Origin of the sequence: Accumulibacter sp., assembly GCF_032229525.1 — a bacterium.
In the GTDB taxonomy this organism is placed as follows: domain Bacteria; phylum Pseudomonadota; class Gammaproteobacteria; order Burkholderiales; family Rhodocyclaceae; genus Accumulibacter.
Genome location: NZ_JAVTWB010000189.1, coordinates 1,857 through 16,148 on the forward strand (window position 1 = coordinate 1,857; position 14,292 = coordinate 16,148).

12 protein-coding genes are annotated in these 14,292 nt (G+C 65.2%); 2 read left to right on the plus strand and 10 right to left on the minus strand.

Translation table 11 applies throughout. From position 1 onward, the window contains the following. The 6 genes from RUW20_RS14765 to RUW20_RS14790 all read right to left on the minus strand — a co-directional run. A partial coding sequence (locus RUW20_RS14765) for a DUF3322 domain-containing protein (RefSeq protein ID WP_313952991.1) occupies window positions 1-976 on the minus strand: 976 nt, incomplete at its 3' end. Beyond that, window positions 973-4,356, minus strand: coding sequence for an ATP-binding protein (locus RUW20_RS14770; protein WP_313952992.1), 3,384 nt, complete (start codon window positions 4,354-4,356; stop codon window positions 973-975). The genes RUW20_RS14765 and RUW20_RS14770, both read right to left, overlap by 4 nt. Next, complete coding sequence (locus tag RUW20_RS14775; protein ID WP_313952993.1) at window positions 4,349-5,119, minus strand: DUF4194 domain-containing protein; 771 nt, start codon at window positions 5,117-5,119, stop codon at window positions 4,349-4,351. Before RUW20_RS14775 ends, RUW20_RS14770 begins: the two co-directional genes overlap by 8 nt. Window positions 5,120-5,140: 21 nt before the next feature. Then, window positions 5,141-5,344 (minus strand): hypothetical protein, encoded by a 204-nt coding sequence (locus tag RUW20_RS14780; protein ID WP_313952994.1) that lies wholly within the window; start codon window positions 5,342-5,344, stop codon window positions 5,141-5,143. Between the two features lie 78 nt (window positions 5,345-5,422). Further along, window positions 5,423-6,883: a DUF3375 domain-containing protein gene (locus RUW20_RS14785; RefSeq protein WP_313952995.1), complete on the minus strand. Its 1,461-nt coding sequence runs from the start codon at window positions 6,881-6,883 to the stop codon at window positions 5,423-5,425. Between the two features lie 201 nt (window positions 6,884-7,084). Beyond that, window positions 7,085-9,289, minus strand: coding sequence for a thioredoxin domain-containing protein (locus RUW20_RS14790; RefSeq protein ID WP_313953019.1), 2,205 nt, complete (start codon window positions 9,287-9,289; stop codon window positions 7,085-7,087). A 98-nt stretch (window positions 9,290-9,387) separates the two neighbouring features. On the opposite strand from RUW20_RS14790, the gene RUW20_RS14795 reads away from it, so the two are divergent. Continuing rightward, on the plus strand, window positions 9,388-9,867 hold the full coding sequence (locus tag RUW20_RS14795) for a TerB family tellurite resistance protein (protein WP_313952996.1): 480 nt from the start codon (window positions 9,388-9,390) through the stop codon (window positions 9,865-9,867). A gap of 92 nt (window positions 9,868-9,959) precedes the next feature. Here RUW20_RS14795 and RUW20_RS14800 read toward each other — a convergent pair whose 3' ends face one another. Both RUW20_RS14800 and RUW20_RS14805 read right to left on the minus strand, forming a co-directional pair. Next, window positions 9,960-10,841, minus strand: a complete 882-nt coding sequence (locus tag RUW20_RS14800; protein WP_313952997.1) for a mechanosensitive ion channel domain-containing protein — start codon at window positions 10,839-10,841, stop codon at window positions 9,960-9,962. A gap of 143 nt (window positions 10,842-10,984) precedes the next feature. After that, window positions 10,985-12,115, minus strand: coding sequence for an aminotransferase class V-fold PLP-dependent enzyme (locus tag RUW20_RS14805; RefSeq protein WP_313952998.1), 1,131 nt, complete (start codon window positions 12,113-12,115; stop codon window positions 10,985-10,987). Window positions 12,116-12,345: 230 nt separating this feature from the next. Between RUW20_RS14805 and RUW20_RS14810 the strand changes: the two genes are divergently transcribed. Continuing rightward, a complete protein-coding gene (locus RUW20_RS14810) occupies window positions 12,346-13,311 on the plus strand; it encodes a DUF808 domain-containing protein (RefSeq protein ID WP_313952999.1) in 966 nt (321 codons plus the stop codon). A 67-nt stretch (window positions 13,312-13,378) separates the two neighbouring features. Here the strand turns inward: RUW20_RS14810 and RUW20_RS14815 are convergent, their stop codons facing one another. Both RUW20_RS14815 and RUW20_RS14820 read right to left on the minus strand, forming a co-directional pair. Next, window positions 13,379-13,831: a helix-turn-helix domain-containing protein gene (locus RUW20_RS14815; protein ID WP_313953000.1), complete on the minus strand. Its 453-nt coding sequence runs from the start codon at window positions 13,829-13,831 to the stop codon at window positions 13,379-13,381. A 1-nt stretch (window position 13,832) separates the two neighbouring features. Beyond that, the gene (locus RUW20_RS14820) at window positions 13,833-14,150 is read right to left on the minus strand and encodes a hypothetical protein (RefSeq protein ID WP_313953001.1); all 318 of its coding nucleotides are present in this window, start codon (window positions 14,148-14,150) and stop codon (window positions 13,833-13,835) included. Window positions 14,151-14,292: the final 142 nt, after the last annotated feature.

Here is a 14,292-nt window from a genome sequence, read left to right on the forward strand (position 1 = left end):
AATCGACGTGGTCGAAGTGCGCACGTAGCTGGTCGAGGATGGCGAAGCCGTGCGTGTCGATGTCGCCCCAGTAATGGATGCGGCAGCGCGACAGCCATTGCGCCTGCGCCAGCATCTCGAAGCCGTAGCCGGCGCCGAAGACGATCAGGCTGTCGCGAACGGCCGGGAAGGCCAGAAAGTTGATCTCGTTCTCGGTGATGAAGACGCGTGCAACGGCGGGTTCGAGGCGGGCGAAGCTCTCGGCGTCGAGCGTGATGTCGTCGCCGAAGTCGCCCGGCAGGCGCGAGTGCGCCGGGTCGAGAATCCGCAAACGGATGCGTACCGGTTTGTCGCGGAAACCGTAACGCCGGGCAAAACCGCTGACGCCCACTGCCGACGCGTCGACGGCCGCTGGCGGCAGAACGAGATCGAGCCACTCGCCGAGAACGCCGCGATGCGCTTCGATGAACTTGCTGTGCACGCCAGCAATGTCCACCTGCCGCAGATAGACGCCGGCCGTCGGCGCTGGCTGCGAACGTGCCGCTACCCAGCCGACGATCGCCAGCAGGCGGCTCCATTCGTTGGCCAGTTCGAGCGCGCGCAACGGCCGCTTGGCAAGCCAGGCCAGCAGCTGCGGCTGGCGCTGCCGCGTTACCTCGAGCAGTGCATCGAAGCGCGCGAGCTCGCGGCGCTTGCCGATCAGCGCCAGCGCGTCGTCGACGCTGTCGATCCACGCCTCGTTGGGAATGGCATTGGCGCCGAAAACGCGATGGCGGAATTCGCGCATCTCGATCCGGCAGTGCGGCATGGCGCGCAGCTCGGCGACCCAGGCGCGCACCGCGTCGAAGCGCTCGGCGATTTCCGCCGAGCTCGGTCCCTTGAGGACCAGCCGGCGCGGAAACGGCGACTCGCCGATGACCCGACTGGCGAGCACTTCGCCGCGGTCCCACAGTTTCTGCACCTGCCCCCGCAGCTCGGCGGGCCGCGTCCAGCTCACCCGGCCGCCCTCGCCTTCTCGGCGCGGTATTCCTCGATCGACAGGTTGCGCAGTTTCGAGCTGCGGCCTTCTTCGTTATGCACGAAGCCAACGCTGGCGACGAAGGGCTCGATGATGTGGATTTTCTGCAGCGGCGTGACGATCAGCAGTTGCAGGTTGAGCTGCGCGAACAGGCGCAGGCCGTATTGCGCCGACTCGTCCGAGCCGCGCCCGAAAGCCTCGTCGATGACCACGAAGCGAAACGAGCGCGAGCGTACGGCGCCCCACTCGAGGCCGAACTGGTAGGCCAGGCTGGCTGCCAGGATGGTGTAGGCGAGCTTTTCTTTCTGGCCGCCCGACTTGCCGCCGGAGTCGGAGTAGTGCTCGTGCTCGCTATCGTCCTCGCGCCAGCGCTCGCTGGCGGCAAAGACGAACCAGCTGCGGACGTCGGTGACCTTGGTCGTCCACCGGCGATCGTGCTCGGAGAGGCCCTCGCGGCCGCGCAGGCGTTCGATGATGTGCCTGACCTGCAGGAACTTGGCTTCCGAATACTGGGCGTCGTCCGAGCCGGTGATGCTGCCTTCGCTACAGGCGCGCAGCTCGCCCTGAAAATCACGGATGTCGGCGTCGGGCGTTGCCTGTGCTTCGAGCGTGATATAGCGGCCGGCGTTGTAGTCGATCTGCGTCAGCGAGGCGTTGATGTGCGCGATGCGATCCTTGATCGTTTCGCGCCACATCGCCAGTTGCGCGCTGAAGTTGGCCACCTCGTTGATCGCGTTCTCGTTGAGGAGCTTCTTGAAGCGCAATTCGAAGCGCGGCAGATCGTCGGCCTGTAACTTGTCGAGCATCGTCCGGTATTCACCAACGGCGTCGATGGCGACATCGACTTCCTGCGTGTCGAGCGGAAAAGCGCTGCGGTAGGAGCCCATGGCGTCAATGATCTTGTCGCGCAGCCGCTTCAGCGTGCCGTCCTCCTTGTCGATACGGCTCTGCAGCCAGTTGCGCATGTCGTGCTCGCGGTTTTCGCAGGATTCGACGCTCAGCTGGTGCTCGCCGAGTGCTTCGCTGCGTATCGCGTCGAGGCGCTCGAAGTAGGTAGCTGGCGGCGGCTGCGCCGCCTTATCGGCGAGCAGCAGCAGGGTGTCGCTGCGCAAGGCCTCGGCGGCTTCGCGCTTGGCCTGCGTCGCGCCCAGCTCGCGTGTCCTGGCGGCGAGCGCGGCGTCGGTTTCGGCGAGCTCAGCCTGCAGCCGTTTGAGACGTGCGCTCAGGTTCTGCAAGACGTCCGACGTCGTTTCCAGCAGCCGCTTCTCGTCCTGCAGCCGCGCCACCTCGGTCGCCGACGATTGCCAGTCGAGCTCGCTGAAGTCGCCGTACTCGCCGAGCTTCGACAGCGCGCTCAGGCGCTCCTTGAGCGCGTTCTGTTCGCTCATGATCTTGCCGATGCGGCTGCCCAGCTCGCCGAGCCGTGCTTCGAGTTGCCGGGCGTTGGCTTCGAGGGCGCTGATCTTGGCGGCATTGCTCCAGCCGAGCACGTAGCGACTACGGTCGTCAAGGCGGTGGCGATCATCTTTCTCGTGGCGCTCGCCGAGTGCCTTGACCTGGCCCGCGCGGGTGATCGCTTTCGTCTCGCGGCGAAACTGCTCGTGCGTGGCGCAACAGGCGACGTCAAAACGATGCGTCAGCTCGCGCTCGAGCCAGTCGTAGTATGGCGAGTCGGTCTTCACCGCCAGTTTGCGCACCAGCGAGTCGCGATGCAGGCTGGGCACATCACCGGGCGAAGTCTTGCTCTTGCGGACGCGGAAATAGACCAGCCGCCCGCGCAGATGCGTGCCATCGACCCATTCAGCGACGGGCGTGTAATCCGCGTCGGGGACCAGCAGCGACAGGGCGAAATTGTGCAGCAGGCGTTCGCCGGCGCCCTCCCAGTCGCGCTCGTCGTCGCGGACCTGCAGCAGTTCGCCGGCAAAAGGCATCGCTTCTTCGGTGAGGCCAAGCGCCTGGCACAGCGCGCTGCGCATCGCCACCTGCGCGGCCGGGACGTTGCTGCGCCGGGCCTTGAGGCTGTTGATCTCGGCCGCCAGCTCGTCGTGCTCAAGCTTGCCCTGGCGCAGGCTGACGCCGAGCTCGGTGAGGTCGTTCTGCAAGCTCGTGTCGCGCTCACGCGCGGCTTCAGCCAGCGCCGCGAAGCGTTGGCCTTGATCGAGGAAAGCCGCTTCGTCAAGCGCCGCCTGCTCACCCACTGCGGCAAGCAGCTGGCCATGGCGTTGCGCCTTGCGCGCCCGCGCCTGACGCTCGATTTCGAGCCGATGAATCTCGGCGGCCAGGCGCTCGAGCCGATCACCGCCGTTCTCGGCGATGCTGCGCTTGAGCTCGCTCTCTTCGCCGCGCTGCGCCAGGCGCTGCTCGTCGATGCGCTGGAGCTGCGCGTCGTGCCGCCGCCAGTCTTCGGCAAGACCGGCGAGTCGCTTGTCGAGCAGTGCGAGCTTGAGGGTAGCGAAGTAGGCTTTGAGCGCCTCGCGACAGGCACGCATCTCTTCGATCTGCGCCGCCAGCACGGCATGGCGCTCGCCGTCGGCGACCAGCGGCGAAAGCAGCGCCACCTGTCGCTTGGCCTTGAGAACCGCTTCGTGGGCGCGATTGAGATCGTCGAAATGGCCAATCAGTGCCGTGATTCGCGGCCCGACGTCGAAGGGCTCGAGCATGTGGCTGCGCACGAAGTCGGTCAGGTTGCCGACCGATTTCATCGACACCGTCTGATGGAAAAGGTCCAGCGCCTGCTCGTTGTCGATCCCGAAGCGTCGCCGGAACCAGGCGCCGTAAGGTGGAAAGCTGTCAAAAACCTCGGCCAGCGGCCGCCGCAGCCGCTTGCGCAGCGCGGCAATGTCCGAGCCGAAGTTGGCGAAATCACCAGCGATCGACAGGTCGCGTTCGGCGGCAACGAAGAAACGCGCCGGCTGCCCCTGCGCGTCCTTGATCCAGAACACCTGCGCCAGCGTCACCGTCTGGTCGTAGCCGGCGTTGTAAAAAACACCGAGGATCACCGAGTAGTTGTTGTGGTCGCGCAGCGCCACCGGCCGCGCCGTGCCGCTGACCTCGTTGCGTTCGGACTTGTAGTGGCCGAGGACGTACGAACGCAGCGTCCGCTCGCGGCTATCGGCACCCGCCGCCTTGTTGTAGGCGATGCGCTGCGCCGGCACCAGCAACGTCGTCACCGCATCGACCAGCGTCGACTTGCCCGAACCGATGTCGCCGGTCAGCAGCGAGTTCTGGCCGCCCGGGTTGAGCGTCCACACGCGAGCGTCAAAGGTGCCCCAGTTGAAGACTTCCAGGCGCTGCAGGCGAAAACCCGACAGCGTGTCGTCGGCAACGAAATCGAGCCCGAGACTCTGCGGCTCATTCATCGGCTGCGTCCCGCGGCTTGCTGCCCTCTGCCGTCGCTGGCCGCGCTTTCCCGACGTTGCCGCTACCATTGCCGGCGGCGCTGCTCTCGCCGGCCAACAAGGAGCGGTAGGCGCCCAGGCGCTGGTCGAATTCGGCCAGCCACTGCGCGTCGACAAAGGACTTGAGAATTCGTCGCACCTCGAAGGTCGCCGTCTGGCCCGCCTGCACTTTCAGGCGGCGCACGAAGCCAAGTTCGACGACCTTGCCGAGGTAGAAGTCGATCTGGTCGATCAAGCGCGCCTCGTTACTGCCTTCGCGGAGAAAGACGCGCAGCAGCTCGACGACCTCGTCGCGCGACAGCACCAGCCGCGTATCGCCACCGCCGGCGTCGAACTCGGCCAACTTCTTGCGTAGCAGCGCCAGCAGCAGGCTGACCGGAAACGACAACGGACGCCGCGCGACCAAGCGCGGCAGCCGGGGGGCTTCGCCATCCTCGGGCTGCGGACGCGAGCGCAGGAAGGCATGGCCCTCGGCCTCGTCGAGCACCAGTTCGAGGTCAAGCACGGCGACGTAGTCACGCACCCGCGCCTGCAGATTGAGCAGCGTATTCCACAGCGCCGCGTCGCCCTCCTGATAGACCACGCCCTTGAGCAGGGGAATGACCAGTGCCGAGAGTTCGGCGTTGGCCGGCGCCGCTGCCGTCGACACCGCAAGCTCAAGTTGTGCTTCCAGTTCTTGTGCTGCCACTATCCCCACCCCACGAACTTCACTGGCGACGGCCATGCCGGGTTCGCTCGCTCTGAGCTATTTGACTGCCTCGATGATCGCGATCTCGCGCTTCAGCAACGCATTGACCAACTCGGACAACTCGACCCCCTTGGCGTCGGCCTTGGCGACCAGATAGCGCTCGACCTGCGCATCGAGATAGACCGGCAAGCCGACGACCACCTCGGCAGCATAGAACTTGCCACGCGTGCCCGTACTGAAATCGTAGTGATCTTTCATCATGCCACCCCCGCTGGAGCCGCCATGGCACGGCTCAGGATACCACGGTGCCACGGCGCCTAGCCGGCCCGTCAGCATCGCTTAACCGCTGACAAATATTACCCGCGATAGCCGCGCCTGTTTCGTGTACTCCTTGCCGTCCGGCCCGGCGCCGCGCCAGACGATCAGCTCGCTGACGTCTTCGTCGATGACGCTCTTGAAGCTGTCGTCGGCGAGCTGCAGGTAGGCGACCAGCTCGGCGAGACCGTGTTCGAGCGGGCGCGTTTCGCAGAGCTCGCGCAGGGTAACCTGCGTACGCTCCTGCAAGGCCTGCCGGATATGCCGGGCGAGCTGCGCGCGGTCGACAACCACCTGCGAGAAAAGAACCGCCGCGTCTACGTCTTGATCACCCGCTTCGAGCACCAGATCGGCGATAGCCGGCTTGATCGGCGGCGTGTACAACGGCCGCTCGAGCGGCAATTCGATCGCCGCGGCGGTGTCGGCGATGCTCATCACGTCGTTTGCCGACGGCGGTGTCTCGCGCAGCGCGAGCGCCTTGGCTTCGATGCCGTGCAGGATGTCCATGATGCGGCGATTTTCCAGCCAGGCCTGGTCGTCGAGAAAGCGGCGTAGTTGCTGCGACAGCTGGGCGACCGTGAACTGCGTGTGCTCGCCGGCTTCGAGCCAGTCGTAGTGCACTCGCCGGGTGCGTGCGTCGGGCCGCAGTTCGGCGACCGCGGGCAGGGTCAGTACGCGCTCGAGTAGCGCTGAAAGCTCCTCCTGACGGCTGCTCGACATCAGGAAATCCCAGAAAGCGCGGAAGCTACGTCCCTGGTCGGAATCGGCAATGGCATCGCGCTCGCCCATGATCTCTTCGAGCAAGGCGCCCTTGGCACCTTCCCAAAGCGCGATGCGCTCGCGCACGCGACGGTCGAGGCCACGAAAATTGTGCTCGACCTCGCGGAAGTCGGTCAGCAGCTCGCGGGCCATGGCGACGAACTGCTGGAAGCGGTCGCGCAGCGCGCTGTCGTCGAGCAGCGGCATATCGCCCGACAACACGCGCTCGATCTCGGCGTCGATGTCGTCGCGGCGGCGCTGCAATTCCGCGATGCGCGTCTGCGGGTCGGTCTCGCTGCCCTCGCTCATCTGCTTGAGCAACTCGAAAAGCGTCAGCAGGCGCGACTCGGTACCGACAAAGCTGCGTGCGGCGAGCGTGCCGAGCCAGGCGACGGCTTTCTCGGTCGCCGGCGTGAGGTCGAAGTGCGGCTCGTCCGAGCCCTGCGCGTAGAATTTGCGCAGCCAGCCCTTGTCGTTGGCCGCCCAGTCGTTGAGGTAGTCGAGCGCTGCTTTCGGGAACAGCTCGGCGCCGAAGCGATCACGCAGCGCAAAGAGCTCGTCTTCCAGCGCTTCGGCCAGGTCCGCCTGCGCCATCACGCGCACGTTCGGCGCGATGAACACCCGCTGCAGGAAGCTCGCCACCAGGGGCGCGTGATCCGAACGCAGCAGTCGCCACGCCGGGTGATTCTGGCGCAAGAGGTCGAGAGTGGCGTAGTCAAGAGTCATGACGGCAGGGGCTTGGTGGACCCGGGCCGGCATCGCTCTTCGACCTTCATCGAGTGACCACAACGCTCGACAGGGGTCGCCGAGAAAGATGATTTGTTCAACCGCGCAATTCTACCTTGCAGCAAGCTTACAGCGCGGTCGAGTGATCGAATGCTCGAATGCCCGACTCGCCAGGCCAACGGCAGCACCTGGCCAAGGCCCTCAAGAAACGTGGCCCAGCAGTTGCGCTTCGAGGGCGGCCGCATCGGTCACCGGCAACTCGCAGCGTCCGCGACGGCAGACGTACGCAGTCGGGCGCCCCGCCTGCGCCACTTTCCCGCCAATGAAAGGGACGATTTTCCCCAGCGCTTCGATCGCCGATTCCGGCCCGGCGGCGAGCGCGCGTGACGGCAGGTAGGTTCGACGCAGCACCGCCAACAGCGGCGCCGCGGCGTCGGCAGAGCCATCCGGCCAGACGATGGCAATCTCGCGTGGCTTGTCGGCCAGGAAATCGAGAGCCAGCAGCGCCTCGGTCATGGCCACGGGCCGCTCGCTGAGCACCCTGGCGTGCGCCCGCAGCCCGCCTTCGGCGACTTGCCGCCAGTGATCGTCGTCGGTAAATACGCCCAGGCGCAGGGCGTTCATCAGCGCGACCGACGTCCCCGAAGGTTCGGCGCCATCGTAGGCCGGCTTTTCGCGCGCGATCAGCGTCTCGTGTTCGCCACCAGTCATGAACCAGCCGCCAGCCGGATCGGCAAACAGGCGCTCGGTCTCCAGGCCAAGCGCCAGGGCTTCAGCCAGCCAGCGGGCGTCGAAGGTCGCCTCGTACAGATCGATCAGGCCGGCGGCGAGAAATGCATGGTCATCAAGGAAAGCGGCCTGCCGCGCGCGCCCGTCCTTGAAGCTGCGCTGCAATCTGCCGTCGGCGTCGCGCAGGCGAGCAAGAACGAATTCGGCCGCCCGCGTCGCGGCAGCGACATAGCGTGGCTGGTCGAGAATCCTTCCGGCGACCGCCAGGCCCGAGATCATCAGGCCGTTCCAGGCAGTCAGGATTTTGTCATCGCGCAAGGGTGGAACGCGCCTTGCGCGCGCCTCGTACAGCCTCTTGCGGGCGCCGGCCAAGGCCGCCCAGGCAGATTCATCGGGCCGGGGAACGTTCAATATCGTCCGCCCTTCCCAGTTGCCTGCCGCTCGCACGTCGTAATGGTCAAGGAAGAGACTCGTCGTCTCGCGCTCGCCGAGGGCGGATAGCTCGCGCCGTATTTCGTCCTCGGTCCACACGAAGAAGCGACCCTCTTCCCCCTCCGAATCGGCATCGGTGGCGGAATAGAAAGCGCCGCCGCTGTCAGTCATTTCGCGCAGGACGTAGTCGCAGGTTTCGCGCGCCACGCGGGCAAAATCGGCTCGCCCGGTGACCTGAAAAGCCTCCGCGTAGGCGACCAACAGCAGGGCGTTGTCGTACAACATCTTTTCGAAATGCGGCACCAGCCACTGCGCGTCGGTGGAGTAACGATGAAAGCCGCCGCCGAGCTGATCGTAAAGACCTCCCGCCGCCATCTTCTCCAGCGTCAAGCTCGCCATCTGCAGCGCAGCGCCGTCGCCCGTGCGGTGGTGATGGCGCAGGAGCAGCCGCACCGGAACGTGCGAGGGGAACTTTGGCGCGCGCGCCAGACCGCCGTGCACGCGGTCGAAGGAGCGCTTGAAATGGTCGACGCTGGCGTCGATCAGCGCGCGTGCCGGCAATTCCCGCGTCTCGCTCGCGTTGCCGGGCAGGTGGTCGCCCTGCATCTGCTGGCGAACGGCGTGCACCAGCGCCTCGCTCGCCTTGCTGACGCGATCGGGGTCGCGATGAAAGGTGTCGGACAAGGCCGTGAGCAGCGAGAGAAAGCCGCGCGACGCACCGCGAACGCCATCCCGCGGCGGGAAATACGTTCCGGCAAAGAACGGCTCGCGCGCTGGCGTCAGCCAGACGCTCATCGGCCAACCGCCCGAACCGGTCAGTTGCTGTACGGCACTCATGTAGACGGCGTCAATGTCGGGGCGCTCCTCGCGATCGACCTTGATCGCGACGTAGTGCCGGTTGATGAACGTCGCGATCGCCGCGTCCTCGAAAGACTCGGCCTCCATCACGTGGCACCAGTGACAGGTCGAATAGCCGATCGACAGAAAAACAGGCCGCCCGAGGCGCCGCGCCTCGGCGAACGCTTCGTCCCCCCAGGGAAACCAGTTGACCGGGTTGTGCGCGTGCTGAAGGAGGTACGGGCTGCTCTCCAGGGCCAGGCGGTTGGTGAAGTGCGGCCGCCCATGGTCATCGAGGTGATGCGTGCGCGGCACGTAGGCCGGGCCGCGACCGGCGATGGCTGCGACCAGCCGCGCCGCCAGATCGACGGGAAACGGGTCGCTCCCCGGCGGCGTACCGCCTGTCATTTTGTGCACCAAGCGATCTCCTCAGCCGGTCAAGAGTGAAAGGAAGGTCCGGCACGCTGCTAGAATACCGCGCTCGCACGCCACACGACACCCAGACCATGATCGCGAGCATCAAGGAGTTCTTCAACCAGTTCATCGAACCCGGCACGCAACAGGCCGCGGCCGACGGTGAACACGCCCTGCAGGTTGCCACTGCCGCCTTGCTGGTGGAAATGATGCGCATGGACACTCGCATCGACGACGAAGAACGCCGTGCCATAGACAGCGCGCTAGGCCAGCAGTTCGGCCTCGATGCCGAACAACTCGAGACCCTGGTCGCCCTCGCCGAACAGGAAGCGCGCGAGGCCAGTGGCTACTACCAGTTCACTTCGCTGATCAACAAGGCCTGCGACGCGGCACAGAAGATCCGCATCATCGAAAACCTGTGGCGGGTGGCGCTGGCCGACGGCCACCTCGACGCCCACGAATCACACCTGATGCGCAAGATCGCCAACCTGCTCCACATCGGCCACGCCGACTACGTCGCCGCCAAACAGCGCGCCCGCCAGGCCACCGGGGTTCGGCCGGCGATAAGGTAGGTCGGGCGGTCCGAGCCGAGCGACGCGGGTCGTCCCGTGTTGCCGGACGCCTCGTCCCGGAGGCGAGTGAACCTTCCCGGTGCGTCCGATGATCAGCTGGTGGCCCCATGCTGATAGACATGCACGTCCCGCTGCGGGAACGGGATGTGCAACCCGGCCTGATCAAAGCGCTTCTTGACCTGTGCGTGCAGATGGAAGTGAACGGCCCAGTAATCGGCGGAATTGACCCACGGGCGAACGACGAAATTGACACTGCTCTCGCCGAGCGCGACCACCTCGATTGTCGGGGCCGGATCCGCCAGGATGCGCTCGTCGCTGGCGACGATCTCGTTCAGCAGCTTGCGCACCTCGTCCACATCGTCGCCATAGCTGCAACCGACAACCAGATCCAGGCGCCGCGTCGGGTTCGCCGAGTAGTTGACGATCGTACCAGCCATGATCTGGCTGTTCGGCACCAGAATCTTCTTGTTGTCCGGCGCGTGGATGATGGTGGTGAAAATCTGCACCTCCTTGACCGTACCGGCAACGCCGCCCGCTTCGATGAAGTCGCCCACCTTGTACGGGCGGAAGGCGACGATCAGCACGCCGGAGGCGAAGTTGGAAAGCGAGCCTTGCAGGGCCAGACCGACGGCCAGGCCGGCGGCACCGAGAACGGCGAGCATCGAAGTCGTCTGGACGCCCAGCGCGCCGATCGCCGCGATGACCACCACCACCAGCAAGACGGCATTCAGCATGTTGCAGAGGAACTTCTCGAGCGTGTCCTCCACCTTGGCTTTCTGGAAAGCCTTGCGCGCGACATTGGTGACCACCCTTGCCAGCCATCGCCCGACCAGGAAGATCAGGATTGCGGCAACGACTTTCATGCCGATCGACGTCCCGTGTTCGGTGACCAGGACGACCAACTGGTCGGCATTGGTGTAATCGATGGCCTGTGCAGCGGTTTTCTGGACCACCTCGGCGGCTGTTTTTTCCATGTCTGCTTCCTCCTCTCGTTTTCCGGGCTATCAGTGGCTTGTGCGGCGATTGTTCCTGACTTCTGCCGCTTTCCTGGGACCGCAACATCGCGCTCTGCCGACGCGCGTGCGCCTACCGTTGCCTGGCGCTACGCCCGCCTGCTTCAAGCGCTCACCGCATCCAGCGCGTCGGCCAGACTGCGCACCGTACGATCGGGGTTGTGCAGCTTCTCCAGGCCGAACAGGCCGATGCGGAAGCTGCGAAAATCGGTCGGCTCATCGCATTGCAGGGGAACGCCGGCGGCTGTCTGGACGCCATGCTGGACGAATTTCTTGCTCGACTGGATATCCGCATCGTCGGTGTAGCTGACGACCACACCGGGGGCCTGAAAGCCCTCTGCAGCGACGCTCTTGAAGCCCTTGCTGGTGAGCAGTTCGCGCACCCGGCGGCCAAGTTCCTGTTGCTCCTTGCGTACCCGCTCGAAGCCGTAGTTCTCCGTTTCCAGCATCACGTCGCGCAAGGCGGCGAGGGCGTCGGTCGGCATGGTGGCATGATAAGCATGGCCGCCGTTCTCGTAGGCCTCCATGATCTGCATCCACTTCTTGAGGTCGCAGGCGAAGCTGCTGCTGGTGGTCTCGTCGATCCTGGCTCGCGCCCGTTCGCCAAGCGCGACCAGCGCGCAGCACGGCGAACCAGTCCAGCCTTTCTGCGGCGCGCTGATCAGCACGTCGACATGGTTGGCTACCATGTCCACCCAGACCGTACCGGAGGCCACGCAATCGAGAACGAAAAGGCCGTCGACCGCACGCACGGCTTCGCCGACAGCACGCAGGTAGTCATCCGGCAGGATCATTCCGGAGGCGGTTTCGACATGCGGCGCGAAGACGACTTCCGGCTTCTCGGCGCGGATGCAGGCGACGACGTCCTCAATCGGTGGCGGGGCGAATGGCGACTGACTCGCCTCATCGACCGGTCGAGCCACCATGGCGACACTTTCGGAAGCTATCCGCCCCATATCGAGAATCTGGGTCCAGCGAAAGCTGAACCAGCCGTTGCGGATGATCAGGCACTTCTTGTCGGTGGCAAACTGCCGGGCAACCGCTTCCATGCCGAAGGTGCCACTGCCCGGAACGACAATCGCCGCGCTGGCTTTGTAGACGGTCTTGAGAATCCGCGAGATGTCCTTCATTACGCCCTGGAAGCGTCGAGACATGTGGTTGAGCGCGCGGTCGGTATAGACCACCGAGTATTCGAGCAGGCCATCGGGATCAGGTTGAGGGAGCAGAGCGGGCACGGTTGTCTCCAGTCGGAAGTTTGAGTTCAGTGGATGCGCCGAGCGCAAAAAGGCGCAGGATAACGCCAAGTCCGGCTGCTGCGCTAGTCGGGTTGACCGCTGGCTGGGTGCACTTTCAGCGTCGGAATGGACGATTGGACGGTCTTGCGCACAACGGTTCACACCGCGGTACACTGCCACCGCCCGCCTGCCGCGATGGCCGCAACCCTTACCCTGAACCGGAGACCGCAATGGCCGGAGCCAGCCTGCTAGCCCTGATCGATGACATTGCCAGCGTCCTCGACGACGTCGCGCTGATGACCAAGGTGGCGGCCAAGAAGACCGCCGGCGTGCTCGGCGACGACCTGGCGTTGAATGCGCAGCAGGTGTCAGGCGTCAGGGCTGAACGCGAACTGCCGGTGGTCTGGGCGGTCGCTGTCGGCTCGTTGAGAAACAAGGTGATTCTGGTGCCAGCGGCGCTGGCGATCAGCCGCTTCATGCCCGCGGCAGTGACCCCGCTACTGATGATCGGCGGCCTCTACCTGTGCCTCGAAGGGGTCGAAAAACTGGCCCACAAATGGTTGCACGGCGCCAGCGACGACGACGCGCAGCACGCCGGGAAACTGGCAGCGCTGGCCGATGAACAGGTCGACCTGGCGGCGCTGGAAGCGGACAAGATCAAGGGCGCGGTCCGCACCGACTTCGTGCTCTCGGCGGAAATCGTCGTCATCACGCTGGGCACCGTCGCCAATTCGTCGTTCACCACGCAGGTCGCCGTGCTTTCCGGCATCGGCCTGTTGATGACGGTTGGCGTCTATGGCATCGTCGCCGGCATCGTCAAGATCGATGATCTCGGGCTCTACCTGCTCAACCAGACCGGCACCCTGGCGCGAACGATCGGCAAGGGGTTACTGCTGGCTGCGCCGCGCCTGATGCGGGCGCTGACGGTGGTCGGTACGGCGGCGATGTTCATCGTCGGCGGCAGCATCCTCAGCCACGGCATACCGTTGGTCCATCACTTCATCGAGCACGCCGCCGACGTCGCCGGCACTTTCACGGCCGCCGGCGGCCTGCTCAAGGCGCTGACCTCGCTGCTCCTCGAAATGCTGGTCGGCATCGTTGGCGGCACCCTGACGCTGCTCTGCGTTCAGGGTTTCGCGGCGGTGCGCGGGGCGATCAGGGGGAAGCAGGACAGTCAGCCGCCCGACGGGCACTGACGCGTCGGGAACGCGAAACCGAGACCGTAGCGTTCTCGCACGCTCCCGGCACTACCAAGAGCGACAGTCACGCCGCCAGCCGCCAGCCGCTCGCTGTTTCCTCGAACACCTGTCGCCCTTCCTCCTTCGGGCGGTCGGCGTCGTTCCATTGGGCGATCAATTCAGTCACCCGGGTGGCGCGGTCGATATGCTCCAGATACATCAAGCGCAGCATGCGCTCGGCGGCAACCGTCGGCTGGCGCTTGCCGCGCTCCCATAGCGAAGCACTCTGCTCATCGACGCCCAGGCAGTCCCCCAGGCGTTTTTGCGACATGCTCATCTCGACCCGCAGAAAGCGGATTTCAGCGCCGGTCAGACGCCGCTTGTAGTCGACCAGCTGTTGGCCAATGGTCCGGTGCAGCCCATCGATATCATCGATCTCGAGACACGGCCCGAGCCCTTCGACCTCCTCGCGGCTGAAGCCGTTGGCCAGCCAGATGTTTTTCAGACCGCAATCCTCGTACTTGAGCATCTCACCCATGTCATTCCTCCAGGACGCTGGTCACCGCGGCCAGCTCACCACGGTCGCAGGTCTTGAAGATCACGCCAACGGTCAGGCGAGCACCGGCATGGAACCAACTCACGGCACACCGCCAATCACCCAGTTCATCCTGGTGCAAAGGCTCGCTGACCAAGCCGCTCTTCAGCGTCTCGAGCACCTGGCGGCGCGCGATGCGCCGGCGCTTGAGGCGTGACTCGACGGACTCGGTGAACACCAGACGGCGGCTACCGCTACCGGCCTCCTTGACCCACTCCATGGCTTGTTTGGGGGTTGGTTTGATGCGCGGAATCTTGCTCATGACAATCGATCGTAGCCCTCTGCTGTCGCCAAGTCGGAAGGCAGGCAGACGTTCGACGGGTGGCCGCCCCGCTCCCCCGGGACGACCGTCTCGCCGTTTGCGGAATGACCATGTACTCCCTTTTCCGCCCTCCTCCACCTGC

Excerpts from the sequence above, each read along its gene's own strand:
- RUW20_RS14820 (WP_313953001.1), bottom strand. The coding sequence starts at position 14,150 with ATGAGCAAGATTCCGCGCATCAAACCAACCCCCAAACAAGCCATGGAG.
- RUW20_RS14800 (WP_313952997.1), bottom strand. The coding sequence starts at position 10,841 with ATGGAAAAAACAGCCGCCGAGGTGGTCCAGAAAACCGCTGCACAGGCC.
- RUW20_RS14770 (WP_313952992.1), bottom strand. The coding sequence starts at position 4,356 with ATGAATGAGCCGCAGAGTCTCGGGCTCGATTTCGTTGCCGACGACACG.
- RUW20_RS14815 (WP_313953000.1), bottom strand. The coding sequence starts at position 13,831 with ATGGGTGAGATGCTCAAGTACGAGGATTGCGGTCTGAAAAACATCTGG.
- RUW20_RS14775 (WP_313952993.1), bottom strand. The coding sequence starts at position 5,119 with ATGGCCGTCGCCAGTGAAGTTCGTGGGGTGGGGATAGTGGCAGCACAA.
- RUW20_RS14810 (WP_313952999.1), top strand. The coding sequence starts at position 12,346 with ATGGCCGGAGCCAGCCTGCTAGCCCTGATCGATGACATTGCCAGCGTC.
- RUW20_RS14795 (WP_313952996.1), top strand. The coding sequence starts at position 9,388 with ATGATCGCGAGCATCAAGGAGTTCTTCAACCAGTTCATCGAACCCGGC.
- RUW20_RS14785 (WP_313952995.1), bottom strand. The coding sequence starts at position 6,883 with ATGACTCTTGACTACGCCACTCTCGACCTCTTGCGCCAGAATCACCCG.
- RUW20_RS14780 (WP_313952994.1), bottom strand. The coding sequence starts at position 5,344 with ATGATGAAAGATCACTACGATTTCAGTACGGGCACGCGTGGCAAGTTC.
- RUW20_RS14790 (WP_313953019.1), bottom strand. The coding sequence starts at position 9,289 with ATGACAGGCGGTACGCCGCCGGGGAGCGACCCGTTTCCCGTCGATCTG.